Raw genomic sequence first — 23,400 nt, 5'->3', positions numbered from 1 at the left:
TTCCCTTCACAGAAGGGCAACCCTCGTGGAACTCGCAGGCTTCAAACACCATCGAACACGGCGACTGTCACTGCTGGCCGGTGCCGGCGCGGCGGTGCTCATCGCCGCCACGCTCGCCGCCCTGCCCCAGGCCGGCGCGTCGGTCCCGCCGACGCCCGCCGGCTGGACGCAGATCTTCGCCGACGACTTCAACGGCACCGGCGGCACCGGTGTGAACACCGCCAACTGGCTGTACGACATCGGCCACGGCTACCCGGGCGGCGCCAGCAACTGGGGCACCGGCGAGATCGAGTACATGACCAACAGCACCCAGAACGTCTACCTCGACGGCGGCGGCAACCTCGCCATCAAGCCGATCCGGGACGGGGCCGGCAACTGGACCAGCGGCCGCATCGAGACCCAGCGCACCAACATCGCCGCCCCGGCAGGCGGCAAGCTGCGCGTCGAGGCCCGCATCCAGCAGCCGAACGTGAACACCGCCAACGGCGCCGGCTACTGGCCCGCGTTCTGGATGCTGGGCGCGGCGGCGCGCGGCACCGGCGCGACCGGCTGGCCCGGCATCGGCGAGATCGACATCCTGGAGAACATCAACGGCCGGCCCTCCGTCTTCGCCGCCCTGCACTGCGGCACCAACCCCGGCGGCCCGTGCAACGAGACCACCGGCATCGGCAGCGGCGAGCGTGCCTGCAGCGGCTGCAACAGCGGCTTCCACACGTACGCCGTCGAGCAGGACCGCAGCACGTCGCCGGAGCAGATCCGCTGGTACCTGGACGGCAACAACTTCTTCACCATCAACGCCAACCAGGTCGACGCGACCACCTGGAACAACGCGACGCACCACGGGTTCTTCATCATCCTGAACGTGGCGATCGGCGGCGGCTTCCCGGCCGCGTTCGGCGGCGGCCCGTACGCCTCCACCGTGTCCGGCGTGCCGATGCTGGTCGACTACGTGGCCGCCTACACGGCCGGCGGTGGCGGTGGCGGCACCACACCGCCGCCGACCACCGGCAAGGCGGTCAAGGGCCCCGGCGGGCTCTGCCTGGACGTACGCTCCTCCAACAGCGCCAACGGCACCCCGGTACAGCTGTGGACCTGCAACGGCACCGGCGCCCAGCAGTGGACCTACGTCGAGGCGGGCAGCACGCTGCGCGCGTTCGGCAAGTGCCTGGACATCCCGGGCGGCTCGACCGCCAACGGCGCGAAGGTCCAGATCTGGGACTGCAACAGCACCGCGGCCCAGGTCTTCATTCACCGCGCCGACAACACGTACTACAACCCGCAGGCCAACAAGTGCCTGGACGACCCGAACGGCTCGACCACGCCGGGCATCCAGATGCAGATCTGGGACTGCAACGGCAGCGGCGCACAGAAGTTCACGCTGCCGCAGTAACACCACGACAGGCACCGGTGGGGACGGGCGTGACGCCCGTCCCCACCGCTCGCCGTGGCCGCCGCACCGGTGACATCACCGTCTGTGAGACGCCCGCCCTCGTCAAGGCCGAGCGCTAAGTCTGCGGCCGGCCGGCACCTCACCGGCGGTGGTTGACTGGCTTCGCTTGCGCCTGCACAAGTTCGCCGACGCCGTGCAGGAAGGTCTCGCAGACGAGGTCCGGGTCGAACAGGCAGCCGGCCGCCATCGCCCCGTCGCGCAGCATGACGTAGTGCCGCCCGGCGGGCTCGGCCCCAGCCGGGCGGACCCGGGCCAGCAGCGCTGTCACGGTGTCCAGGAACCACTGCCGGTGCTCCAGGACGGCCTGGTGGACGGGGTGGGCGGGGTCCGGGTACTCGGCGACGGCGTTGAGGAAGGCGCAGCCGCGGAACCCCCGGGACCGGATGCCCTGCCCGATCGCCTCGGCGACGGCCCGCAGCGCGTCGGCCGGCGCCAGGTCGCCCTCGGCGGCCGCGTCGACCTGGCCGCGGATGGCCCGGTCGGCCTCCCGCAGGTACGCGAGGATCAGGTCCTCCTTGCCGGGGAAGTGCCGGTAGAACGTCGCCCGGGTCACCTTCGCCTCAGCGATGATCCGGTCCACGCCGACGGCGTGGATCCCCTCGGCATAGAAGATCTCGCTCGCCGTGGTGAGCAGCCGCAGCCGCGCCTCCGACGGCCGGCCGTCAACTTCGCTGGGCGCCATCAGTCCATGATAGCGGAGAGAACGTTCGGTCTCGACAACCGTCCTCTGTGTCACTCCTCGGACCGCCGCCGGGCCGCGCGGTCACAGGCCGAAGGCGCCGCCCTCAATGAGGATGAGCAGGCCGATACCGACCAGGACCACCGGCATCAGCACGTGCCCCCACCGGCTCAGCGCCCTGGCGACGAGCGGCCGGGTGGCGAAGTACCGCCCGGCCAGGACCCACACCGCGACCAGGACGAGGAAGACGGCGACGTACACGCTCATGCCGCCGATGCCGGCGGTGGCGAAGACCGGGACGTAGACGCATGTTGTCGCCGCCGTTGGCGACGGCGACGGCGGCGACCTCCAGGGCCCTCGACCCCCCGCCCTTCGGGGCCGCGTCCTCTTCGCCGCCGCCGCGCTCCCGCCACGCCTGCACGGCCGCCTTGATGCCCAGCCCGAGGTACGGGATGACACTGCCGGGCAGGAACGTCGCCCCGAACGCCGCGGCCCCGGCGGAGGCGAGGATGCCGGCGAACCCGAGGTACTGCCCGGCGGCGATGGCGCGGGTCGCGTGCCGGTGCCCGGCGGCCCGGCGGCCCGGCCGAAGAACAGCGCGAGGACGGGGATGTCGTCGACGTTCGTGACGGCGAACAGCCCGACCGCCTGACTGATGATGCCCAGCTCCACGCCCCGGCGCCCCTACCTTGCCACGGGGGCGCTCAACGCCGGCGCCGGCGATCCGTCCTGATCGAAACAGTACCGGAGGGTCCCGCGCGCACGGTGTGGGCGGCGATGTCGCCGTACCCGGTGGTGGCCTGGATGGCCAGGCCGACCGGCCTGCCGGTGTTCTCGAGCGCGTTGCGGATGCGGCCGTGACTGGTCCCGGCGTCCAGGGATGCCCGGACGCCGGGGGCGGCGCCGACCGACACGTCGCCGGCCTGGGTGCGCAGCACGACCTCGCCGCCGACGGCCTCGGCGATGGTGATGTCGCCCTTACCGGTGCTGATCTGCGCGGGGCCGTCGAGGCGGCCGACCGAGATGTCCCCGGCCTGGGTGGCGAGCCGGACGCCGGTGGTCTCGTCGAGCGTGATCCCGCCGTACGCGCCGTCGTAGGCGACCTCGCCGAAGCGCCCGGCGGCGTGGAGGTCGGCGCTGGCGGCCTTGATTGCGAGGCGGGAGCCGGCGGGCAGCTGGACGGTCACGTCGATGGTCCCGGAGCTGCCGAGGATCTGGTGCTTCGCGGTGGCCTCGATCCGCAGGACGCCGTCGGCGTAGTCGACGGTGGTCCGCTCGGCGACCTGGACATCGCGGCGCTTCGCGGCGTCGGCGGGCCGGACCTCGACGGTGGTGTCGGCGCGGTCGCCGGCGACGAACCGGACGCGGCCGGCGGGGATGTCCAGGACGGCGGCGATCGGGGCGGGGGTGTCGAACGTCAGCATCGTGCTCACTTCTCAGGTTCGGTGCCCGCCGGTCCCGGCGTGCACGAGTACCTTCGCGAGCGGCTCTGACACCGCTCTGACACGACGCGGACACGGCGGTAGCGTCGGCGGCCGGCCGCTGTCAGGGGCGGTTCAGCTCATCGAGGAGGTGCTCGATCTGCGGGTGCGGCGCGTCGGCGATCTCGGCCCGGGTCTGGGGGACGCGCCGGACCGGACCACCCCCGCGCACGCGGGGATGGTCCCCGTGCCTGCCACCTCGGGCGCTGACCATCGCGCTGCTCCCCGCGCACGCGGGGATGGTCCCGCATGGCCAAGAACCCGATCTACATGACGAAGCTGCTCCCCGCGCAGGCGGGGATGGTCCGTGCGCGGCGACGAACCCGACGATGCAGCGTGGGTGCTCCCCGCGTACGCGGGGATAGTCCGTTGAAGCCGAAGCTGTCGGCCGAGGGTCGCGCTGTGCTCCCCGCGCATGCGGGGATGGTCCGAGCTGGCACGGGATCGTCAGGAACCGCACGTTATGTTCCCCGCGTAAGCGGGGATGACCCTCTCGCCCTCACCGAGCAGGACCTCGCGAACCAGTGCACACGCGCGCGAGCATGGTCCCGTGTCGTGGGGGCTCTCTGCCCAGCGTGCGCTGTGAGCCCCGCGCCGCTGGGGCCGGGTGGTCGGTTGATCGGGGTGCCGTGAATCTGACAGCGGGGAACGGTGGAGGGCTGGTGGCGCATCAGAGGGGCATGTCTCGCCGCATCGTCATGAGTACCGTGGTCCGCTGCCTCGCCGTCGCAGCTGTGCTGGCCACCGCCGGCTGCCGGGGTGGGGAGGTCCCGCCTGCCCCGGCGCCGGTGTCGTCGCCGACGGTGGCGGCGATCGGTGCGCCGGTCCCGTTCCGCCTCCAGCTGGATGCCGGGCACCGGCTCGTCACCCGGTCGCCGGCGTCGGGTGGCTGTCCGGGGCTGGACACGGTCGCGGTCCTCGGGTCGGGTGGCTCCGTGCGGTTCCTCGCGTACGCCACGACCTGCGCCGCGGGGCGCAACACCCAGCTCATCAACGGTAACCACGGCGTCTACCGCACCGTCGAGGACGTCCCGGGGGAGCGGCGCGACGGCGCGGTCACCGTGCAGACCGCGCTCGGCGAGGCGATCGTGTTCAGCCAGGCGTACTCCGAGTACACGAACTCCAGCAACCACTACACCGAGCCCGTCGCGGTCATCACGCTCGTGCGGCCGGTGGATTCCGCGTACCGGACGGTCACGGTGCTGTCGCCGAAGGGCGAGCTGTCCCTGGAGCAGCTTGCCGCCCTCCTGCGGGAGCAACTGCTGGCGCCATGAGCGCACCGGCGCGGTATAGCCTGAGCGTCAGGTGTGTCGATACGGGAGGTAGACATGGCTGAGGTGGTGCTCTTCCACCATGCGCAGGGATTGACGACGGGTGTCGTCGCGTTCGCGGACGCGCTGCGGCGGGCCGGGCACACGGTGCACACACCGGACCTTTTCGACGGGCGGACCTTCGCCAGTATCGAGGAGGGCATGGGGTACGCCACGCAGCTCGGCTTCCCGGGTGAGGTGCTCAAGCGCGGTGCCGCGGCGGTGGCGGATCTCCCGGCCGGCCTGGTGTACGCCGGGTTCTCCCTCGGCGTGCTGCCCGCCCAGTACCTGGCGCAGACCCGGCCGGGCGCCCGCGGCGCGCTGCTGTGCTACTCGTGCGTGCCGGTCACCGAGTTCGGCCCGGCCTGGCCCGCGGACCTGCCGGTCCAGGTCCACGGCATGGACGCCGACCCGTTCTTCGTCGACGAGGGTGACATCGACGCGGCGCGGGACCTCGTGGCCCAGGCGAAGGACGGTGAGCTGTTCCTCTACCCGGGCGACCAGCACTACTTCGCCGACAGTTCGCTGCCGTCCTACGACCCCGAGGCGACGGCCCTGCTGACCGAGCGCGTCCTGGACTTCCTGCGCCAGCACTGAGCGCGCCGGGAGCGAGCGCCACCTGGTGATCGTACATGTGTACGATGCGCGGATGCGCAGCACCGTCGTTCGGCACTGGTGGAACGGGACCTGGGGTCGCCTGGCCCGTCGTGACGTCTACATCCGCACCGACGGTGCCACCTTCGAGCTCGAACTGCGCGAAGGTGGCACCGAGGGCCGCTCCTGGAAGCGGTCCTACGACGAGCTGGCCCGGGCCGAGCAGGAGGCCGCCCGGCACCGCGACCCGGCGATGCGCTGGACCGACATCAGCGGCGCGCATCACGTGTGAGGTCGGCGCGCGGGCCGCCGGTGGGGAACGCCGTGCGGGTGAGGTTCTCGGAGATCCGCCAGATCCGCCGGGCGTCCTCCTCGCTGCGCAGCCGCGAGTACAGGGCCTGCTCGGCGGGCGGGCCGCCGAGGTGTCCGGGGCCGCTGGGGCCGGGCTCGCCGAGTTCCTGCGCCGCCGTCGGGAGTCGCTGCAGCCGGAGGACGTGGGCCTGCCGCGCGGGCAGCGGCGCCGCACGAGCGGGCTGCGCCGCGCGGGGACGCATCAGTGCCACGGCACGATCCTGGCACGGGCCGCGCGCCGCGGTCGACCGTTTGGTCAGGTGGAGCCGCGCATGACCAGGGTCGTCGGTAACGCGGTGGGGGAGGGAGGGTCCTCGCCGTCGTGGAGCATGGCGATGAGCGCCTCGGCGGCAGCCGTGCCGAATCCGGCCTTGTCCTGGGCGACGGTGGTGAGCCCGGGCGGAACCAGTGCGGCCACGTCGATGTCGTCGAAGCCGACGACCGCGATGTCGTCGGGGACCCGCAGGCCGGCCTCGTGGGCGGCCCGCATCGCGCCGATGGCCATCTCGTCACCCGCGACGAACACCGCGGTAGGGCGGTCGTCGAGGGCCAGCAGCCGGCGCATCGCGGCGTGACCGCCGTCGAGGTAGAAGTCGCCCTCGATGACGTGGCCGTCGTCGAGCGGCAGGCCGGCCTCGGCCAGCGCGGCCCGGAAGCCGGTGAGCCGTTCGGCCCCCGGCCAGGTCTGCTGCGGACCGGCGATGGTGCCGATGCGCCGGTGGCCGCGTTCGACGAGGTGGCGCACGGCGAGCGCGGCACCTCCGGCGTTGTCGGAGGTGACGTAGGTGCAGGTGGGGCCGGCGACCCGGAGGTCGAGGGCGACGCACGGCACCTGGGCGTCGACGAGGGCGAGCACGGCCGGATCCCGGGAGCCGTTGTCGATGATGACCGCGCCGTCGAGGTTGTGCCGGCGCACCGCGCGCACGTATCGCTGCTCGTCGTCGGGGCCCGCGGTGTCGTGGCTGGCGAGCATGAGCAGGTTCAGCCCGTGAACGCTCAGCGCGGTCTTGAGCGCGACCAGGATCTCCTGCAGGAACGGGTGGCGCCACCCGGGGCGGCGATGATCGGTGTCCCACACCAGGCCGACCATGTTGGACTTCTTCGTGGCGAGCGTGCGGGCCGACTCGTTCGGCAGGTAGCCGATCTCGACGGCCAGGTCGAGGATGCGCTGGCGGGTCAGCTGGCTGACAACCTCGGGGGTGTTGAAGACGCGGGACACGGTGGCGACGGACACGCCGGAGCGGCGGGCCAGCTCCCTGATTGTGGCCATTTGGGCGCCTTTTCTGTAACCGGTTACATGACCGTAGCACCGGGGTTCTCCGCCGGGCAAGGTGCATCTGCCGTTACCATTCCGTGACTTGACATCACCCGGTCGGGCACCGCAAAACTCTCTCCTTGGAATCGCTTCCAGTCGTTGGCCGCCGCCAACGGCAGGCATCCGACTCTGCCCTCACTCGACCCAGACACCCCCACTTCTCATTCGCGAGTCATGTAACCGGTTTCATGTAACCGGTTACATGACCGCGTGAAAGGACCCGCTGGTATGCGCCGAAACCGACTGTTGCGAGTGGCGGTGGCCGCCCTGGCCGCCGGAGTGCTGCTGACCGCGTGTGGCAGCGGCACCGAGCAAGGCTCCGGCAGTGGCAACGAAAAGATCACGCTGAACGTCAACCTGTTCGGCAACTTCGGGTACAAGGACCTGTACACGCAGTACCAGAAGGATCACCCGAACATTACGATCCAGGAGCGCACCTCCGCCTACAACGACCACCACCGTGACCTGATCACCCATCTGGCCGCCGGTTCCGGCGCGGGTGACATCGAAGGCGTCGACACCGGCTTCATCGCCCAGATGCGCGAGCGCGGCAACTTCTTCGTCGACCTGGGCAAGGACCGCCAGCCCGAGTACCTCGACTGGAAGTGGAAGGCGTCGCTGACCAAGGACGGCAAGCAGATCGGCTTCGGCACGGACGTCGGCGGCCTGGCCATCTGCTACCGGCGTGACCTGTTCGAGAAGGCCGGCGTGCCGTTCGAGCGCGACCAGGTGTCGGCCGCCTGGGGCAGTGGCTGGGACAAGTACATCGAGTTCGGCAAGCAGTACGCGGCGAAGGCCCCGGCCGGCAGCGCCTTCTTCGACGGCGGAGGTCAGCTGTTCAACGGCATCATCGGCCAGGCCCCGGTGGGGTACTACAACGAGGACAACACCATCGTCGTGGGCACCAACCCCGAGGTCCGCAAGGCATGGGACCTGACCGTGCAGGCGATCCAGAGCAACCTGTCGGCCAAGCTGATCGGCAGCTCGCAGGAGTGGAACAACGGCTTCACGAAGGACCAGTTCGCCACCATCGCGTGCCCGGCCTGGATGATGACCAAGATCAAGGACCAGGCGAAGCACGCCGCCGGCAAGTGGGACGTGGCTGCCGTCCCGGGCGGCGGCGGCAACTGGGGCGGCTCCTACCTCACCGTTCCCAAGCAGGGCAAGCACGTCGAGGAGGCCAAGAAGCTCGCCGCGTGGCTGACCGCCCCGGAGCAGCAGGCCCAGGTGTTCACCGCGCGGGGCAACCTGCCGTCCATCCCGGCGCTGTACGACAAGCCCGACATCGCCCAGTACAAGGACCAGTTCTTCAACAACGCTCCGGTGGGTCAGATCTTCACCGCCGCGGCGAAGCAGCTCAAGCCGCAGTACCAGGGTCCGCGGGCCGGCGACGTGCAGACCACCATCCGCGACGCTCTCGTCCGCATCGAGCAGGGCAAGCAGAGTTCCGAGGAATCATGGAAGCAGATGGTTAGCGACGTCGAGCGCCTCGCCAAGTAACTCGACCTGTGCCGCCGGCGGTCGCCCTGACCGCCGGCGGCCCCCGGCGACGAAGGATCGACGATGGCCATCTACCTCCACCAAGCCCGCCGGGCCAGCCTGAGCCGGCTCGACACCAAGGGCTCGCCCTACCTCTACATCCTGCCGTTCTTCCTGCTGTTCGGCGCGTTCGGGCTGTTCCCGCTGCTGTACACGGCGTACGTCTCGTTCAACGACTGGGATCTGCTGGACGCTGACTCGCACCGCTGGGTCGGGTTCGCGAACTACCGCGAACTGCTGCAGGACCCGTACTTCTGGAACTCCCTGGGCAACACACTCAGCATCTGGGTGCTGTCCACCGTGCCGCAGTTGCTCGCCGCGCTTTGGATCGCCCACCTGCTCAACCACCGGCTGCGGGCCCGCACCTCCCTGCGCATGGGCGTGCTGCTGCCCAACGTCACCTCGATCGTCGCGGTGACGATTGTCTTCACCCAGCTGTTCGGCCGCGACTTCGGCATGATCAACTGGTTGCTGGGTGTCGTCGGCGTCGGGCCGATCGACTGGCAGGCCAACACCTGGAGCTCCCACCTGGCCATCTCGTTCATCGTGGCCTGGCGGTGGACCGGCTACAACGCCCTCATCTATCTCGCCTCGATGCAGGCGATCCCGCACGAGCTCTACGAGGCCGCCGACCTCGACGGCGCGTCGCAGCGTCATCAGTTCTGGCGGATCACCGTCCCGATGCTGCGGCCGACGATCATCTTCACCACGGTGATCTCGACGATCGGCGGCCTGCAGATCATGGCCGAACCGCTGCTGTTCGCCAGCTCCCAGACGCCCACCGGCGGCTCCGACCGGCAGTTCCAGACCGTCGCGCTGTTCATGTACGAGCAGGGGTTCCGGGAGTTCCGCTTCGGCTACGCCTCGGCGGTCGCCTGGACGCTCTGTCTGGTGATCGCCATCTTCGCGATCACCAACTTCCTGCTGACCCGGCGCATCGCCAAGGACGAGGAGTGAGGAGCACGCCGTGACCACCCTCGCGGACCCCACGCAGACCCGCACCACACCTTCCCCGCCGCAACGCCGCCGCCGGCGGGAAGGCTCCGGGTACCCACGGAAGGGCACGGTCTGGACGTACGGCGCCCTGCTGGCGATCGTGGCCGGGTCGGTCTTCCCGCTCTACTGGTCCGTCGTCGTGTCCTCGCAGACCAGCGATGCGATCACGAAGGTGCCGCCGGCCCTCGTTCCCGGCGGGCACCTCTTCGACAACATCGCGCGGGTGTTCGACACGACGGACTTCGGCCGGGCACTGATGAACTCGTTCATCGTCAGTGGCTCGATCACCGTCTCCGTGGTGTTCTTCTCGACCCTGGCCGGGTTTGCCTTCGCCAAGCTGCGCTTCCGCGGCCGCAAGGCGCTGCTCGTCGTGGCCGTCGCGACCTCGATGGTGCCGCACCAGCTCGGCATCATCCCGCTGTACATCCTGATGGCCGACCTGGGCTGGACCGGACGCCTCGCCGCCGTGATCGTGCCCGGGCTGGTGACCGCGTTCGGCGTCTTCTTCATGACCCAGTACCTCGGCCGCGCCGTGCCCGACGAACTGCTGGAGGCCGGCCGTGTCGACGGGTCCAGCACATTCGGCCTGTACTGGCACATCGTCCTGCCGGCGGCCCGCCCCGCAGCGGCGGTGCTCGGGCTGTTCACCTTCATGCAGGCATGGAACGACTTCTTCTGGCCGCTGGTCGTGCTGCAGGACAACGCGACCGTGCAGGTGGCGCTGTCCGCACTGGCCAGCGGTTACACCACCGACTACACGCTGACGCTGACCGGCACGCTGCTCGCCACGCTGCCGATCGTCGTCGTCTTCATGGTCCTCGGCCGGCAGATCGTCGGCGGCATTATGCAAGGAGCGGTAAAGGGATGACCACCACGTCCGACGGTACTGCCGCGGCGGCCCCCGCCGCCGCAGCCCTGCCGGAGCTGCCGGACCTGCCGGCCGGCTTCGTCTGGGGAGCCGCCACCGCGGCGTACCAGATCGAGGGGGCGGTCGACGAGGACGGCCGCGGGCCGTCGATCTGGGACACCTTCTGCCGCCGCCCGGGCGCCGTCGCCGACGCCACCTCCGGCGCGGTCGCCTGCGACAGCTACCACCGCTGGCGCGACGACGTGGACCTGCTGGCCGGCGTCGGCGTGGACGCCTACCGTTTCTCGGTCGCCTGGCCGCGGGTCATGCCGGCCGGGCGGGGCGCGGTGAACCGGCCCGGCCTCGACTACTACGACCGGCTCGTCGACGCCCTGTGTGAGCGCGGTATCCGGCCGTTCGTCACGCTCTACCACTGGGATCTGCCGCAGGCGCTGGAGGACGAGGGCGGCTGGCGGGTGCGGGACACCGCCGAGCGGTTCGGCGAGTACGCGGCGGTGGTGGCCGGGGCCATCGGTGACCGGGTGCAGGACTGGATCACGCTCAACGAGCCGTACTGCTCCTCGATCGTGGGCTACGCGGAGGGCCGGCACGCCCCCGGCACCACGGAGGGGCACACCGCTCTGGCCGCCGCCCATCACCTGCTGGTCGGGCACGGCCACGCGGTCGCGGCGGTCCGGGCCGCCGCCGGCCCGAGGTCGCGCGTCGGCATCACGCTCAATCTCTCCCCGGCCGTGCCGGCCGGCGACACCGGGGCCGACCGGGCGGCGGCGGACCGGCAGGACCTCATGCTCAACCGGCAGTTCACGGATCCGGTGCTGGGCGGCGCGTACCCGGCAGGGTTCGAGCAGCTCTATGCCGGCGTGAGCGACCTGTCGTTCCGCCGGGACGGCGACCTGGCGGTGATCTCGGCGCCGCTGGACTTCCTCGGCGTCAACTACTACTACCGGGTCCACGTCGCCGACGCTCCGTACGAGCAGCCCGATCCGGCGCTGCGCAGCGCGTTCGACATCGGCGTACGGCACGTGCGGCCGGCCGGGTTACCGACCACCGACCTCGGCTGGCCGGTGGAGCCGCAGGGGCTGTTCGACACCCTGACCGGGCTCGCCGACCGCTACCCGGGGCTGCCCGCGGTGTACGTGACCGAGAACGGCTGCGCCGACCTGCGTTCCGGACCCGACCCGGACCCGGAACGGATCTCGTTCGTGGCCGAGCACCTGGCGGCGGTGGCCCGGGCGGCGGCCGCCGACGACCGGCTCGATCTGCGTGGGTACTTCTACTGGTCACTCATCGACAACTTCGAGTGGGCCCGCGGGTACGGACCCCGCTTCGGGCTTGCCCATGTCGACTACGCCACCGGAGTCCGCACGCCGAAGGCCAGCTACCACTGGCTGCGCGACCAGTTGCGGGCATGGCGGGAACACACCTCCGGGTGAGGCGGCGGCGGTTCGAGGCCGAGCGTGAGCGGGGATCCGGTTCCCTGGCCCGACCCGCCGATGAACGATCGGGGCAAGGAGCCGGCGCTCCTTGCCCCGCGTCGGCAGGTCACGCGACGGCCGGGACGTGATCGCTGGCGGCGCCGTCGCGACGGCCAGGCCCGTCAGTAGCCGCGCGAGCTGTCCTCGGCTGCGGCGGCGCCGGAGAGGATCGCGCTGAACTCCTGTCCTGTCATCGGCTTGGAGAACATCGGATAGTCGTACTTGATGGCGTTGTCGTGCTCTTCCTGGCTCGTCGCGGCGACGCAGTCGGTCAGCGTGACGACCTCATAGCCGCGCTCGTAGGCCGAGCGCATGGTGGACTCGACGCAGCAGTTGGTGAGGAAACCGCCGAGGGCGATCGTCTCGATGGCCTTGCTGCGCAGGATGAAGTCGAGGTTGGTGCTGGCGAACGCGTCGAGGCCGCGTTTGCCTTCCAGGACGATGTCGGCGTCGGTCGGCGTGAGGTCGTCGATGATCTGCGCGCCCCAGCTGCCCTTCACGAAGGCGTTGGTGTCCACGACGCCCTTGAGGATGCCGTACGGGTGGCGGGTGATCTCGTTGTAGCCGGCCACGAACTGGATCGGCGAGTGAACGACCGCGACCCCCGCCGCGCGGGCCGCCTCGACAACGTCGAGGGTGTTCTTCAGCATGCCCGTCGAGGCCATCGTGCCCTTCACGGCGTCGTGCAGCACACCGTTCTCGGTGGTGAAGTCGTTCTGGAACTCGATGAGGACGACTGCGGTCTTGGACGGATCCATCGTCTTTCTCCTTTCCTGGACGGAACAACAGTTCGGCGGCTCAGGGCGCGGTCGCGCCGTTCGGTGGTGCGGCGACGGCTGCGAGCGCGAGCAACTCGGCGAGGTGGAGCACCTGAGTGGGCGAGCGGCGGCGACGCAGGCCGGCGACGAGTTGTCGTTGACAGCCGGGGTTGACCACGACGACGTAGTCGACACCGGCGGCGTCGATCTCGTCGAGCTTGGGGGCGAGCACTGCGGCGGCGTCGCGGGGGCGCAGCAACGAGTACGTGCCGGCCGCGCCGCAGCAGGTCGCGGCCGAAGGCAGCTCCACAAGATCCGCGACCCGGGCGATGAGCTCGCGTGGCTGCCGGTGGGTGCCCAGGCCGTTGCGCAGGTGGCACGAGTCCTGCAACGCGACCCGGGCCCGGCGGCCGCCCACCGTCACCGGCCCGAGATCGGGCAGATCACCGGCGTGGAGCAACTCGGACAGCTCCCGCACGCGGTCGCGCCCGAGCACGTGCGCGAGATGCGCCGCGCACCCGCCCGACGTGGTGAGGATCGTGCCGGGCATCCGCCGGCCCAGGTCCTCGGCAAGGCGTACCCCCATCCTGCTCGCGCCGTTGTGTGCGTGCAGCGCACCGCAGCATCCCTGACCGGACGGTACCTGGACACCGGGTATGAGCCGCCGGACGGCGCGGGAGACGCGCGGGAAGAGCACCCGCTCGGCACAACCCAGCATCAGCTGCGGCCCCTCGCCGGACGCGGGTCCGCTGGTCGCCGCGGCGCGGCGTAGCCGGCCCCCGATCGCCAGGATCATGCGCATCCGCAGCGCGACGCGCAGCGCGGCCACTTTCAGCGGGGTACGCCGTCCTCGCCACTGGTGGTCACGCCATTGCTCGAGCAGTTGCCCGTACGGGACCCCGGCGGGACAGGCCGGCTCGCACGCGCGGCAGCCCAGGCAGAACGAGGACTGCTCGCGCAGGCTGGCGTCGTCCGGTTCGAGCCGGCCCTCGTGCAGCGCCCGCATCAGGTTGATGCGGCCACGCGGGCTCGACCGTTCGTCACGTGTCGTCGCGTACGTCGGGCAGGCCGGCAGGCAGAACCCGCACGAGATGCAGGCCGACAGCGCGGCGGCATCGAACACCGATGTGTTGGCGCGGTGCACGTCGGCGCTCGCGCCGGCCCGCTTCTCTTGCGATGCCGTCACGAGCCGAGCTTTCCAGGATTGAGGATGCCCGCGGGGTCGAACGCCGTCTTGAGCCGGCGCATCAGCGCCAGCTGCGCTTCGCCGAGCCGTGCCGCCAGCCACGGCCGTTTCGTCGCGCCGACCCCGTGTTCCCCCGTGATGGTGCCGTCGAGCTTCAGTGCCATATGGAAGATCTCGTCGAATGCGCGCTCGGCCCGCTGCCTGGCGTCTTCGTCGGCGGGGTCGAAGACGATCGTCGGATGCAGATTGCCGTCCCCGGCATGCCCGAAGGTCGCGCACACGACCCCGTGCCGGGCTGCGATCTCGTCGATCGCGGTCACCATCGCCGGCAGGTTCGGGCGCGGTACCGTCACGTCCTCCAGCATCGTGACCGGCGCGAGGCGGGCCAGCGCCGGCAGGCAGCAGCGGCGCGCGGCGAGCAGGTCCTCGGAGGTGACGACCTCACCGGCGAGCTGGATGCCGCGGCCCCCGGCGGCACGGCATGCCTCGCTCATCCGCAGCATCGTCGCGTCGACGGTGGCCGGCGAGCCGTCGTCCCCGAACAACAGCAGGGCGCCGGCCTCGCGGTCGAGCCCGAGACGCGCATGGTCCTCGACCACGTTGACGCAGCGGCGGTCCAGGAACTCCAGCGTCGCCGGCAGCGTGCCACCGGCGAGAATCCCGGTCACCGCGGCGCTGGCATCCGCCAGCGTGGAGAAGTACGCGAGGCCGACGCGGGACGTCTCGGGCTGCGGAAGGAGCCCGACCGTGATCTCGGTGAGCACGGCGAGGGTGCCCTCCGAGCCGGTCAGCAGCCGGGTGATGTCGTAGCCGGCGACGTCCTTCCACAGGCGACCGCCGGTGCGCAGCACTTCGCCGGTCGCCAGCACGATCTCCAGGCCGAGGACGTAGTTGCGGGTGACTCCGTACTTGAGACCGCGCAACCCGCCGGCGCACGTGGCGACGTTGCCGCCGATGGTGGCAACGGTGCGGCTGCCCGGGTCGGGCGGGTAGAGCAGACCCTGCTTGGCCGCCGCGTCGGCCAGCTCGGCGACGGACACCCCGGGCTCGACGACGGCGAGGAGCTCCTGGCCGCTGATCTCGAGGATCCGGTTCATCCGCGTCATCGACAGCACGATGCCGCCGTGTTCGGGCACGGTGGCGGCCGCGAGGTTGGAGCCGCCGCCGCGCGGGGTGACCGGGATGCGGTGTTCGGTCGCCAGGCGCAGCACCGCCGCCACCTCACCGGTCGTGGCGGGTGCCACCACCGCGTCGGGGCGGGCGCGGAACAGCGGTGTGGCGTCGGAGGCATACGGCTCCAGGTCACCGGGCGCGGTGAGGACATGGTCGGCGCCGACAATGGCTCGCAGGTGCGCGAGCATCCGCTTGTCGAGGGCCGTCGCCTCCAACTGCTGAACCATGGCGACTCCCGTCGTGTGGTCGGACCACATGTGGTCCGACCACACGATAGGCTGCCCGAAACACGTTCGCAACCATGTGGACAGGAGTTTCCGTGGCCGGGAGCCGGGATGCCGAGGCGGGCGACGCACGCGCTGCGAGGCGCCGCATTCACGAGGTGGTACTGGCGCACATCGAGGACCAGATCGCCACCGGGACGTTGAAAGCCGGCGACCGCCTGCCGGCCGAACGCGACCTTGCGACAGCCCTCGGCGCCAGCAGGTCGGCGGTGCGCGAGGCCATCCGGATCCTGGAGGCAATGGGGACGGTCGTGCAGGGCACGGGGTCCGGACCGGACTCGGGCACCCTGCTGTCCGCCGTCCCGGGCGCCGCACTGACCCACCTGATCAGCCTGCACGTGATGCTGGCGAGCATCGACACCACCGACGTCGTGCGTGCCCGCATCGCACTGGAGCGTGAGTCCACCCGGCTGGCCGCCAAGCACGCCCGCCCACAGGACCATGCTGTCCTTGCGGAACACCTCACCGCGATGGCGGCCCCCGGGATCGGCGTGGCCGAGTTCAACGACCTGGACACCGCGTTCCACCTGGCGATCGCCGAGGCCGGCGGCAACGTCCTCGTCGCCGAGCTGACAACGGCGCTACGGACCGCCATGCGCCCGACGCTGTTGCGTGCGTTGCAGGCCGTGGCCGACTTCCCGTCGATGGCCGCCCGGCTCGCCGGCGAGCACCAAGCCATCCACGACGCGATCCTGGCAGGCGACGGCGACCTTGCCGCCGCACGCGTCGAAGCGCACATCGACGGCTTCTACAGCGCTGCCCGCCCTCACCGGCAGCGCCGATGATCTTCGGGCGCACGCACCCCACGCGGGGCGCCGGCACGAGTGATCCACACGTGTCGCAGGACCGGTTTAACCGGTCCTGATCAGGCTATTCAGCCACGGTCGGACCTTTGTGCAGGAGGTACCGGGATGAAGGACACCGGCCGTCCGACGACGCACCATCACGAGTTCGCCGAGATCATCAACGCGGCCACGCCGAGCAGCTCCGAGCTGCCCGCGTCGATCATGACGTCGGGCATCAGCGGGCATGAGCACGTCGAGCCGGAGTACGAGCTCGGCATCCCGCCGCCCACCGAGAAGGCCGGCCTCAAGCTCATCGTCCCGTTCGCCCTTGCCCAGATGGCGTTGTTCATCGCGTTGCTCGGTCCGGTGACCGTCAGCATGGCGATCAAAGTGACTGCCGTCGTCGGTGCCGACCGTGCGCCGTCGGCGCAGGGCCTGATCCTCGGCATCGGCGCGATCGCCGCCCTGCTCGGCAACCCGATCTTCGGCCGGTTGTCCGACCGCACCACCGGCCGCTGGGGCCGGCGACGGCCCTGGATGGTCGGCGGCAGCATCGGCCTGGCCGTGTGCCTGTTCGTCATCGCGGTCGCCGGCAACGTGCCGACGCTGATCGTCGCCTGGTTCGCCGCGCAGCTGGCCGCCAACGCCTGCTTCGCCGCCTACCTGGCCACCATCGCCGACCAGATCCCGCCCCGGCAGTCGGCCACCGTGACCGCGCTGTTCGCCGTCGGCCTGGTCATGCTGACCCAGGTCGACACGGTCGGCGGCTTCTACTTCGTCGAGGCCGTCCTCGGCGCCGCGTACGGCATCTACATGGGCGTCGACCTGGCGCTCGTGCTCGCCGTCCTGCCCCGCCCCGAGGACAACGCCAAGGACCTCGGCGTCTTCAACATCGCCAACGCCATGCCGCAGACGCTGGCGCCGCTGCTCGGCGCGGTGCTGCTCGGCGCCGGCGCCGGCGCCGGCCGGAACTACGACCTGTTGTACCTCACCGCCGCCGCCCTGACCTTCGTCGGCGCGCTCGCCATCATCCCCGTCAAGAAAGTGCCGTAGGCCCCCACCATGACTGGCAACCACGCCGAACTCATCGGCACCCTCGACCTGCGCGACAAGGTCACCCTGCTGACCGGCGCCACCACCTTCACCCTCGCGCCCTGCGACGCGATCGGCCTCGGCGAGCTGCGCCTCTCCGACGGGCCCACCGGCGTGCGCGGCCCGAAGTTCAGCGGTGGCCGGACCGTCGCGCTGTTGCCCAACGCCACCCTGCTCGCCTCCGCGTGGAGCGAGGACACCGCCCACGAGGTGGGCCGGTTGCTCGCCGAGGAGGCGATGGCCCAGCGGATCCACGTGGTGCTCGGCCCGACCATCAACCTGCACCGTTCGCCGCTGGGCGGCCGGCTCTTCGAGGCGTACTCCGAGGACCCGCTGCTCACCGGCCGGCTCGCCGCCGCCTACGTGCGCGGCCTGCAGGAGCGCGGCGTCGGCGCCTGCCTGAAGCACCTCGTCGCCAACGAGTCCGAGACCGACCGCAACACCGTGAACAGCGTCGTGGACGAGGCCACGCTGCGCGAGCTGTACCTGCTGCCGTTCGAGATCGCGGTCGACGAGTCCGACCCGTGGTCGATGATGGCCGCCTACAACGACGTCAACGGTGTCGCCGCCACCGAGCAGCAGCACGTGAACAACGAGGTCGTGAAGGGCGAGTGGGGGTACCAGGGACTGATCATGTCCGACTGGTTCGCGACGCGTACCGTGGCCGCGGCCGCCAACGGCGGGCTCGACCTGGTGATGCCCGGCCCGGAAGGCCCATGGGGCGACGCGCTCGTGGCCGCCGTCGAGTCCGGCGAGGTCGCCGAGCCGGTCATCGACGACCACGTCCGGCGGGTGCTGCGCCTCGCCGACCGGGCCGGCGCGCTGGGCAAGCCGCGCGGCTACCCGGTCGACCTGCCGGCCCCGGACAGCCCGGCGCGCCGCGAGCAGCTGATCCGGCTCGCCGCGGCGGGCATGACCGTGCTGACGAACCGCGACGCCGCGCTGCCGCTGCGCCCGGGGGAGCGGGTGGCCCTCATCGGCCGGCACGCGATCGAGACCGTCGACATGGGTGGCGGCTCGGCGCAGGTCAACCCGCCGTACCAGGTCAGCGTCGCGGAGGGCCTGTGCGCCCGCCTGCCCGGCGACGTCACCGTCACCGACGGCGTGGGGGTCCGCACCCGGCCGGTGCCGGCCCGCGGCGGCTTCCTCACCGAACCCGTCACCGGCGAGCCGGGCGTCCACGTCATCCTGCTGGACGAGGCCGGCGCCGTCATCGAGGAGCGCCACGCGCCCGGCGCCGTCACCGCGGTCGGCGTCGACGACGACTTCGACGCCACCGTGGCCACCGTCCGGTTCCGGGCCCGGGTCAACGCGAGCGGCCCGATCCAGCTCGGCGCGATGGGCCCCGGCTCGTGGCGGCTGCGCGTCGCCGGTCACGAACTGCGCTACGAGCTGCGGGTGTCCGGCTCCGGCATCGGCGAGGAGATCCTGGCGCCGCCGCGGGCGGCCGACGTGGTCGACGTCAGCGCCGGCGACCTGATCGAGGGCGAGGCCGGGCTGCGCCCGCCGGATCTCGCCGACTCGCCGCTGGCCGGCGTCGGGCTCTACGGGCTCATCGCGCACCCCGCGCCCCGCCCCGACGCCGAGGCCCTCGCCACGGCCGCCGCCGCCGCAGCCGCCGCCGACGTCGCCGTGGTGGTCGTCGGCCTGACCGAGGAGCAGGAGACCGAGGCCGTCGACAAGACCACGCTGCGGCTGCCCGGCGCCCAGGACGACCTGGTCCGCGCCGTGGCGGCCGCGGCGAAGCTGACGGTGGTCGTGGTCAACGCCGCGACGCCGGTGCTCATGCCGTGGCTCGACGAGGTCGAGGCCGTCCTGTGGGCCGGCCTGCCCGGCCAGGAGGGCGGCCACGCCGTGGCGGCCGCGCTCACCGGCGACATCGAGCCGGCCGGCCGCCTGGTCACCACGTTCCCGGCCGGCGACGGTCAGGCCCCGGCCTGGTCGGTGACCCCGGTCGACGGCGATCTGCCGTACACCGAGGGCGCCTTCATCGGGTACCGCGGGCACTTCGCCGGCCACGCCCCGCCGCCGCGGTTCTGGCTCGGCCACGGCCTGGGCTACGCGACGTGGGAGTACGCCGACGCCCGCCTCGCCGCGGCGGCGCCCGCGCCGGTGGTCGCGGTCACGGTGACCAACACCGGCACCCGCCCGAGCCGTGAGGTCGTCCAGGTGTACTTCCAGCCGGACGACCCGGCGCAGCCGGTGCGGCTCGTCGGCTGGCGCGCCGTCCAGGCGGCGCCGAGGCAGCCGGTGACGGTCGAGGTGCCGGCGGATCCGCGGCTGCTGCGGCGCTGGGACACCGCGAGCGCCCGCTGGACGGGCGTCGGCCCCGGGCGCCTGCTCGTGGCCCGCGGCCTCGGCGACATCCGCGCGACGGTCGCACTGGACGCGTAACAGACCCGCACGGCGCCGGGCGGCGGCGTGTCAGGCGGAGCCGGGGGACGTTCGCGGCCCCTCGTCGGCGTGGCCGCACCGATCGGGGCAGCTCGCCGGCGTATCAGGCGCTGTGGATGCAGATCCGCGACCTCGAGAAGCCCATCGGCTGAGCACTCCCTCGCCGCACGGGAAGCGACGCGGAAACGGCCGAGCCGCCGCGGCCCGGGACCGGGGCCGCGGCGGCTCGTCGCCTCACCGTGTCAGGCGAGACCGTTCTTGATCGCGGTGATGAGCTCGCCGTTGCTGGTGTCGCCGGAGAACTCCCAGAAGAACGCTCCGCCGAGGCCCTGCTGCTTGGCGTAGGTCATCTTGCCGGCGATGGTGCTCGGCGTGTCGTAGCTCCACCAGTTGCTGCCGCACTTGGCGTACGCGGTGCCGCCGACGGTGCCGGTGGCCGGGCAGGTGTTCTTGAGGACCTTGTAGTCCTCGATGCCCGCCTCGTACGTGCCGGGCGCCGCACCGGTCGCGGTGCCGCCGGGGGCGGACTGGGTGACGCCGGTCCAGCCGCGGCCGTAGAAGCCGATGCCCAGGAGCATCTTGCTGGCCGGCACGCCCTTGCTCTTGAGCTTCTGGATCGCCGCGTCGGACCAGAAGCCCTGCTGCGGGATGCCGGCGTACGAGTTCAGCGGCGAGTGCGGGGCCGTCGGACCCTGCGGGCTGAAGGCGCCGAAGTAGTCGTAGGTCATCGGGAACACGAGGTTGAGCTTGGAGATGCCGGAGGCGTAGTCGGCCGCGTCGAGCTTGCCGCCGTTGGAGCCGTCCGCCGAGATCGCCGAGGTGATCAGGAAGTTCTGCCCGAACCTGTTGCGCAGGGCGGTGATCACGTTGTTGTAGCTGGCCGGACCGCTGGAGTCGCAGCTGAGGCCGCAGGCGTTCGGGTACTCCCAGTCGATGTCGATGCCGTCGAAGACGTCGGCCCAGCGGGAGTCCTTGACCAGGTTGTAGCAGGAGTTGGCGAAGCCGGTCGGGTTCGCCGCGGCCTGGGTGAAGCCGCCGGACCAGGTCCAGCCGCCGAACGACCAGATCACCTTGATGTTCGGGTACAGCCGCTTGAGCTTGCGCAGCTGGTTGAAGTTGCCGCGCAGCGCGCCGGCGTCCCAGGTGTCGGCGACGCCGTCGACCGAGTCGGCCGCCGTGTACGCCTTGTCGTAGTCGGCGTAGCTGTCACCGATCGAGCACTGGCCGCCGGTCGTGTTGCCGAACGCGTACAGGATGTGGGTCAGCTTCGACGCCGAGCCGCTGGTGACGATGTTCTTCACGTGGTAGTTGCGGCCGTACACGCCCCACTCGGCGAAGTAGCCGACGACGTTCTTGCCGCCACCGCCGGGGTTCGTCGGCGGGTTCGAGGTCGGCGGGTTGCTCGTCACCGGCGGCGTGGTGGGTGTCGTGCCGCCCCCGCAGACGCCGTTGTCGGCCCAGACGCCCCACTGGCCGCTGGCGGTCGGCACCTCGTTCTGGGTCCACCACTTCGCGGTGTAGTTGTGGCCCTGGTACGACACGACGTTGTCCTTGACGTAGATGGCCGAGGAGCTCCACGCCGGGGCACACGCGGCGGCGGCGTTCGCCTGCACCAGCGGCACGGCGGCAACGGTAGCGGCCACGACGGTCACGACGGCCCCGGCCAGGAGGACCTGGCGAAGGGATCGTTTCACGTTCACCTCACCAACAGTTAGGAAACTTTGTTAAAAGCGATGAGTGACGGTAAACACATCCATGAGCACCCGTCAAGACGGACGTCGATATCAGTGCGGTACGCGCGGGGATGCGGGCCCTGCCGAGCACGTCGCGGAGCTCGGTGGGCTCGTGCTGCAGCGGTACCGCCGCCGCCACCCGGCACCGGCGGAGGCCGCGGAGCCCGTCAGCGCCGCAACGGGTCGTGACCCCGGTTCATGAGCGAGCGCACCGGGGGTGCGCAGTGGTCACGGCGCGCTGGCGACGGAGATCCGCAGCACCTCCTCGAGCAGCACCTTGCCCGACGCCGGCGGCCGGTACCAGGCCAGCCGCACCGCCGTGTCCGAGTGCCAGGCGGGGGCGGCGGGGCGGGCGGCGTCGCCGACGCTCACCGCGTGCCGCGAGCGGCCCGACTCGACGTCGACGATGTCGATGACGAGGCGGCCGTCCTGCTGATGGGCGACGGCGAGGAGGCGGCCGTCGGGCGACAGCCGCACGAGGGCGTTGCGGTCGCACGGTACCTGCGGCGCGACGCTCGAGCCACCATCACCCGCCTGGCTCTCCGCCCCGTCGCACCCCCCGATCTCCGGCCGTTCTCACCCGCCGCCTCAACCCCTGCCGGTGCCGATTCCCCGCGGCGGTTCGGCGTAGCCTGGATGTCATGCCCGTCCAGCTCAACCACACCATCGTTCATGTGCGTGACCGGGAGCGCTCGGCCCGGCTCCTGGCCGAGCTGCTGGGCGTGACGGAGCCGGTTCCGTACGGTCCGTTCCTGGTCGTCGAGCTGGCCAACAACTGCTCGCTCGACTTCATGCAGGAGAGCGGCACCGTCCATCCCCAGCACTACGCGTTCCTGGTGTCGGAGGCGGAGTTCGACGAGATCTTCGCCCGCATCCAGGCGCACGCCCTGCCGTACTGGGCGGATCCGCACCACCGGCAGCCGGGAAGGATCAACACCAACGACGGCGGCCGCGGGCTGTACTGGGAGGACGCCGACGGTCACAACCTGGAGATCATCACCGTGCCGTACGGCGGCTGAGCTCGGGATCGGGATCCGGACGATCCGGCTGAGGCGAATCGTTTCCCCGGCTCCAGCGGCCGGCCCTAGCGTCGAGGTGACCAGCGAACACGACCGAAGGGCCCGAGACACATGAGCAACGAGACCATCGCCGCCGCCGGTTCGGGGCGGCCGGATCGATCTGAGGAGTCGACGTGGGCGGCCGTCGACGAGTACTTCTCCGCCGCGCTGGTCGGCGAGGACGACGAACTGGCGGCCGTGGAGCGCGCCGCCGAGGCCGCCGGGCTGCCGCCGATCAGCGTGTCGGCCGCCCAGGGCAAGCTGCTCGCGCTGCTGGTCCGCAGTATCGGCGCGCGGCGGGTCCTGGAGGTGGGCACGCTCGGCGGGTACAGCGCCGTCTGGATGGCCCGGGCGATCACCCGGCCCGGCCGGCTGGTCACCTTCGAGCTGGAGCCGCACCACGCCGAGGTGGCCCGGGCCAACGTCGACCGGGCCGGCGTCGGCGGCCTCGTCGACATCCGGGTCGGGCCGGCCGCCGACGGCCTGCGGGCGCTGCTCGACGAGCGGCCCGAACCGTTCGACTTCGCCTTCATCGACGCGGACAAGGCGTCCAACGCCGTCTACCTCGACTACGCGGTCCGGCTCGGCCGGCCGGGAACGCTCATCGTCGTCGACAACGTGGTCCGCGGCGGCCGGGTGCTGCACAGCGCCGACGAGGCGTCCGAGGGCGTACGCCGGCTCGTTGACACGCTCGCCGGCCGGGCCGACGTCGACTCGGTCGCGGTCCAGACCGTCGGCGGCCGCGGGTACGACGGGTTCATCCTGGCCCGGATCAATGAGCGCCGCAGCCCGGACAGCGGGCACTGACGCGGCGGTCGGCGGATGCCGGCGCTGAACGACCTGGGGCCTGCAATTTTCACACCTGGTACCGCCCATAAC

Annotated in this window: 23 protein-coding genes; 13 read left to right on the top strand and 10 right to left on the bottom strand. The window is 71.4% G+C overall.

The features are described 5' to 3' along the window. Nucleotides 1–25: 25 nt before the first annotated feature. Nucleotides 26–1,390 carry a ricin-type beta-trefoil lectin domain protein gene (locus tag AB0H83_RS08970; RefSeq protein WP_360089286.1) on the top strand — a complete coding sequence of 455 codons (1,365 nt, stop codon included), beginning with the start codon at nt 26–28 and terminating at the stop codon, nt 1,388–1,390. Between the two features lie 139 nt (nt 1,391–1,529). On the opposite strand, the gene AB0H83_RS08965 is transcribed toward AB0H83_RS08970, so the two are convergent. The 3 genes from AB0H83_RS08965 to AB0H83_RS08955 form a co-directional block, all read right to left on the bottom strand. Next, a complete protein-coding gene (locus AB0H83_RS08965) occupies nt 1,530–2,132 on the bottom strand; it encodes a helix-turn-helix domain-containing protein (RefSeq protein WP_360089278.1) in 603 nt (200 codons plus the stop codon). Nucleotides 2,133–2,213: 81 nt separating this feature from the next. Beyond that, the gene (locus tag AB0H83_RS08960; RefSeq protein WP_360089346.1) at nt 2,214–2,588 is read right to left on the bottom strand and encodes a cadmium resistance transporter; all 375 of its coding nucleotides are present in this window, start codon (nt 2,586–2,588) and stop codon (nt 2,214–2,216) included. Between the two features lie 245 nt (nt 2,589–2,833). Further along, complete coding sequence (locus tag AB0H83_RS08955) at nt 2,834–3,553, bottom strand: DUF4097 family beta strand repeat-containing protein (RefSeq protein WP_360089275.1); 720 nt, start codon at nt 3,551–3,553, stop codon at nt 2,834–2,836. Nucleotides 3,554–4,308: 755 nt separating this feature from the next. Between AB0H83_RS08955 and AB0H83_RS08950 the strand changes: the two genes are divergently transcribed. The 3 genes from AB0H83_RS08950 to AB0H83_RS08940 are packed head-to-tail and all read left to right on the top strand — an operon-like array spanning nt 4,309 to nt 5,806. Next, entirely contained in the window at nt 4,309–4,884 is a 576-nt protein-coding gene (locus AB0H83_RS08950) for a hypothetical protein (RefSeq protein WP_360089272.1), read from the top strand. 54 nt (nt 4,885–4,938) lie between these two features. After that, nucleotides 4,939–5,517 carry a dienelactone hydrolase family protein gene (locus AB0H83_RS08945; RefSeq protein ID WP_360089269.1) on the top strand — a complete coding sequence of 193 codons (579 nt, stop codon included), beginning with the start codon at nt 4,939–4,941 and terminating at the stop codon, nt 5,515–5,517. Nucleotides 5,518–5,569: 52 nt separating this feature from the next. Next, nucleotides 5,570–5,806: a hypothetical protein gene (locus AB0H83_RS08940; RefSeq protein ID WP_360089266.1), complete on the top strand. Its 237-nt coding sequence runs from the start codon at nt 5,570–5,572 to the stop codon at nt 5,804–5,806. Here AB0H83_RS08940 and AB0H83_RS08935 read toward each other — a convergent pair. Together AB0H83_RS08935 and AB0H83_RS08930 are read right to left on the bottom strand one after the other, a co-directional pair. Next, a complete protein-coding gene (locus AB0H83_RS08935) occupies nt 5,784–6,077 on the bottom strand; it encodes a hypothetical protein (RefSeq protein WP_360089263.1) in 294 nt (97 codons plus the stop codon). The genes AB0H83_RS08940 and AB0H83_RS08935 overlap by 23 nt on opposite strands. A 44-nt stretch (nt 6,078–6,121) precedes the next feature. After that, nucleotides 6,122–7,135 carry a LacI family DNA-binding transcriptional regulator gene (locus tag AB0H83_RS08930; protein ID WP_360089260.1) on the bottom strand — a complete coding sequence of 338 codons (1,014 nt, stop codon included), beginning with the start codon at nt 7,133–7,135 and terminating at the stop codon, nt 6,122–6,124. A gap of 273 nt (nt 7,136–7,408) precedes the next feature. On the opposite strand from AB0H83_RS08930, the gene AB0H83_RS08925 reads away from it, so the two are divergent. From AB0H83_RS08925 to AB0H83_RS08910, 4 genes are all read left to right on the top strand, one after another. Next, nucleotides 7,409–8,680: an ABC transporter substrate-binding protein gene (locus AB0H83_RS08925; RefSeq protein ID WP_360089257.1), complete on the top strand. Its 1,272-nt coding sequence runs from the start codon at nt 7,409–7,411 to the stop codon at nt 8,678–8,680. A gap of 63 nt (nt 8,681–8,743) precedes the next feature. Beyond that, nucleotides 8,744–9,676: a sugar ABC transporter permease gene (locus AB0H83_RS08920; protein WP_360089254.1), complete on the top strand. Its 933-nt coding sequence runs from the start codon at nt 8,744–8,746 to the stop codon at nt 9,674–9,676. 127 nt (nt 9,677–9,803) lie between these two features. Beyond that, complete coding sequence (locus AB0H83_RS08915) at nt 9,804–10,583, top strand: carbohydrate ABC transporter permease (RefSeq protein ID WP_360089343.1); 780 nt, start codon at nt 9,804–9,806, stop codon at nt 10,581–10,583. Further along, a complete protein-coding gene (locus AB0H83_RS08910; RefSeq protein ID WP_360089252.1) occupies nt 10,580–12,016 on the top strand; it encodes a GH1 family beta-glucosidase in 1,437 nt (478 codons plus the stop codon). Before AB0H83_RS08915 ends, AB0H83_RS08910 begins: the two co-directional genes overlap by 4 nt. 164 nt (nt 12,017–12,180) lie before the next feature. Here AB0H83_RS08910 and AB0H83_RS08905 read toward each other — a convergent pair whose 3' ends face one another. The 3 genes from AB0H83_RS08905 to AB0H83_RS08895 are packed head-to-tail and all read right to left on the bottom strand — an operon-like array spanning nt 12,181 to nt 15,402. Beyond that, nucleotides 12,181–12,816 carry a cysteine hydrolase gene (locus AB0H83_RS08905; protein WP_360089249.1) on the bottom strand — a complete coding sequence of 212 codons (636 nt, stop codon included), beginning with the start codon at nt 12,814–12,816 and terminating at the stop codon, nt 12,181–12,183. Nucleotides 12,817–12,856: 40 nt separating this feature from the next. Beyond that, entirely contained in the window at nt 12,857–14,002 is a 1,146-nt protein-coding gene (locus tag AB0H83_RS08900; RefSeq protein WP_360089246.1) for a (Fe-S)-binding protein, read from the bottom strand. Next, nucleotides 13,999–15,402 carry an FAD-linked oxidase C-terminal domain-containing protein gene (locus AB0H83_RS08895; protein WP_360089243.1) on the bottom strand — a complete coding sequence of 468 codons (1,404 nt, stop codon included), beginning with the start codon at nt 15,400–15,402 and terminating at the stop codon, nt 13,999–14,001. Before AB0H83_RS08895 ends, AB0H83_RS08900 begins: the two co-directional genes overlap by 4 nt. A 155-nt stretch (nt 15,403–15,557) precedes the next feature. On the opposite strand from AB0H83_RS08895, the gene AB0H83_RS08890 reads away from it, so the two are divergent. The 3 genes from AB0H83_RS08890 to AB0H83_RS08880 all read left to right on the top strand — a co-directional run bounded on the left by AB0H83_RS08890 (nt 15,558) and on the right by AB0H83_RS08880 (nt 19,730). After that, nucleotides 15,558–16,244, top strand: coding sequence for an FCD domain-containing protein (locus AB0H83_RS08890; protein WP_360089240.1), 687 nt, complete (start codon nt 15,558–15,560; stop codon nt 16,242–16,244). A gap of 126 nt (nt 16,245–16,370) precedes the next feature. Continuing rightward, nucleotides 16,371–17,297: an MFS transporter gene (locus tag AB0H83_RS08885; protein WP_360089237.1), complete on the top strand. Its 927-nt coding sequence runs from the start codon at nt 16,371–16,373 to the stop codon at nt 17,295–17,297. A 9-nt stretch (nt 17,298–17,306) separates the two neighbouring features. Further along, nucleotides 17,307–19,730, top strand: coding sequence for a glycoside hydrolase family 3 C-terminal domain-containing protein (locus AB0H83_RS08880; protein ID WP_360089234.1), 2,424 nt, complete (start codon nt 17,307–17,309; stop codon nt 19,728–19,730). Between the two features lie 242 nt (nt 19,731–19,972). Here AB0H83_RS08880 and AB0H83_RS08875 read toward each other — a convergent pair whose 3' ends face one another. Both AB0H83_RS08875 and AB0H83_RS08870 read right to left on the bottom strand, forming a co-directional pair. Beyond that, nucleotides 19,973–21,424, bottom strand: coding sequence for a glycosyl hydrolase family 18 protein (locus AB0H83_RS08875; RefSeq protein ID WP_360089231.1), 1,452 nt, complete (start codon nt 21,422–21,424; stop codon nt 19,973–19,975). Between the two features lie 267 nt (nt 21,425–21,691). After that, the gene (locus AB0H83_RS08870) at nt 21,692–21,940 is read right to left on the bottom strand and encodes a hypothetical protein (protein ID WP_360089228.1); all 249 of its coding nucleotides are present in this window, start codon (nt 21,938–21,940) and stop codon (nt 21,692–21,694) included. Between the two features lie 164 nt (nt 21,941–22,104). Here AB0H83_RS08870 and AB0H83_RS08865 point away from each other — a divergent pair, with 164 nt between their 5' ends. Together AB0H83_RS08865 and AB0H83_RS08860 are read left to right on the top strand one after the other, a co-directional pair. Continuing rightward, the gene (locus AB0H83_RS08865) at nt 22,105–22,482 is read left to right on the top strand and encodes a VOC family protein (RefSeq protein ID WP_360089225.1); all 378 of its coding nucleotides are present in this window, start codon (nt 22,105–22,107) and stop codon (nt 22,480–22,482) included. A 111-nt stretch (nt 22,483–22,593) separates the two neighbouring features. Next, entirely contained in the window at nt 22,594–23,328 is a 735-nt protein-coding gene (locus tag AB0H83_RS08860; RefSeq protein ID WP_360089222.1) for an O-methyltransferase, read from the top strand. Nucleotides 23,329–23,400 lie beyond the last annotated feature (72 nt).

The sequence above is a fragment of the Dactylosporangium sp. NPDC050688 genome (assembly GCF_040654515.1).
GTDB lineage: Bacteria > Actinomycetota > Actinomycetes > Mycobacteriales > Micromonosporaceae > Dactylosporangium.
Note: the sequence above shows the minus strand (reverse complement) of the source record. Positions and strands in the feature narration are given on the sequence as shown.

Coding starts and splice junctions, on each gene's coding strand:
- AB0H83_RS08905 (WP_360089249.1), bottom strand. CDS start 12,816: ATGGATCCGTCCAAGACCGCAGTCGTCCTCATCGAGTTCCAGAACGAC.
- AB0H83_RS08920 (WP_360089254.1), top strand. CDS start 8,744: ATGGCCATCTACCTCCACCAAGCCCGCCGGGCCAGCCTGAGCCGGCTC.
- AB0H83_RS08895 (WP_360089243.1), bottom strand. CDS start 15,402: ATGGTTCAGCAGTTGGAGGCGACGGCCCTCGACAAGCGGATGCTCGCG.
- AB0H83_RS08885 (WP_360089237.1), top strand. CDS start 16,371: ATGAAGGACACCGGCCGTCCGACGACGCACCATCACGAGTTCGCCGAG.
- AB0H83_RS08955 (WP_360089275.1), bottom strand. CDS start 3,553: ATGCTGACGTTCGACACCCCCGCCCCGATCGCCGCCGTCCTGGACATC.
- AB0H83_RS08865 (WP_360089225.1), top strand. CDS start 22,105: ATGCCCGTCCAGCTCAACCACACCATCGTTCATGTGCGTGACCGGGAG.
- AB0H83_RS08940 (WP_360089266.1), top strand. CDS start 5,570: ATGCGCAGCACCGTCGTTCGGCACTGGTGGAACGGGACCTGGGGTCGC.
- AB0H83_RS08910 (WP_360089252.1), top strand. CDS start 10,580: ATGACCACCACGTCCGACGGTACTGCCGCGGCGGCCCCCGCCGCCGCA.
- AB0H83_RS08950 (WP_360089272.1), top strand. CDS start 4,309: ATGAGTACCGTGGTCCGCTGCCTCGCCGTCGCAGCTGTGCTGGCCACC.
- AB0H83_RS08925 (WP_360089257.1), top strand. CDS start 7,409: ATGCGCCGAAACCGACTGTTGCGAGTGGCGGTGGCCGCCCTGGCCGCC.
- AB0H83_RS08860 (WP_360089222.1), top strand. CDS start 22,594: ATGAGCAACGAGACCATCGCCGCCGCCGGTTCGGGGCGGCCGGATCGA.
- AB0H83_RS08880 (WP_360089234.1), top strand. CDS start 17,307: ATGACTGGCAACCACGCCGAACTCATCGGCACCCTCGACCTGCGCGAC.
- AB0H83_RS08965 (WP_360089278.1), bottom strand. CDS start 2,132: ATGGCGCCCAGCGAAGTTGACGGCCGGCCGTCGGAGGCGCGGCTGCGG.
- AB0H83_RS08945 (WP_360089269.1), top strand. CDS start 4,939: ATGGCTGAGGTGGTGCTCTTCCACCATGCGCAGGGATTGACGACGGGT.
- AB0H83_RS08930 (WP_360089260.1), bottom strand. CDS start 7,135: ATGGCCACAATCAGGGAGCTGGCCCGCCGCTCCGGCGTGTCCGTCGCC.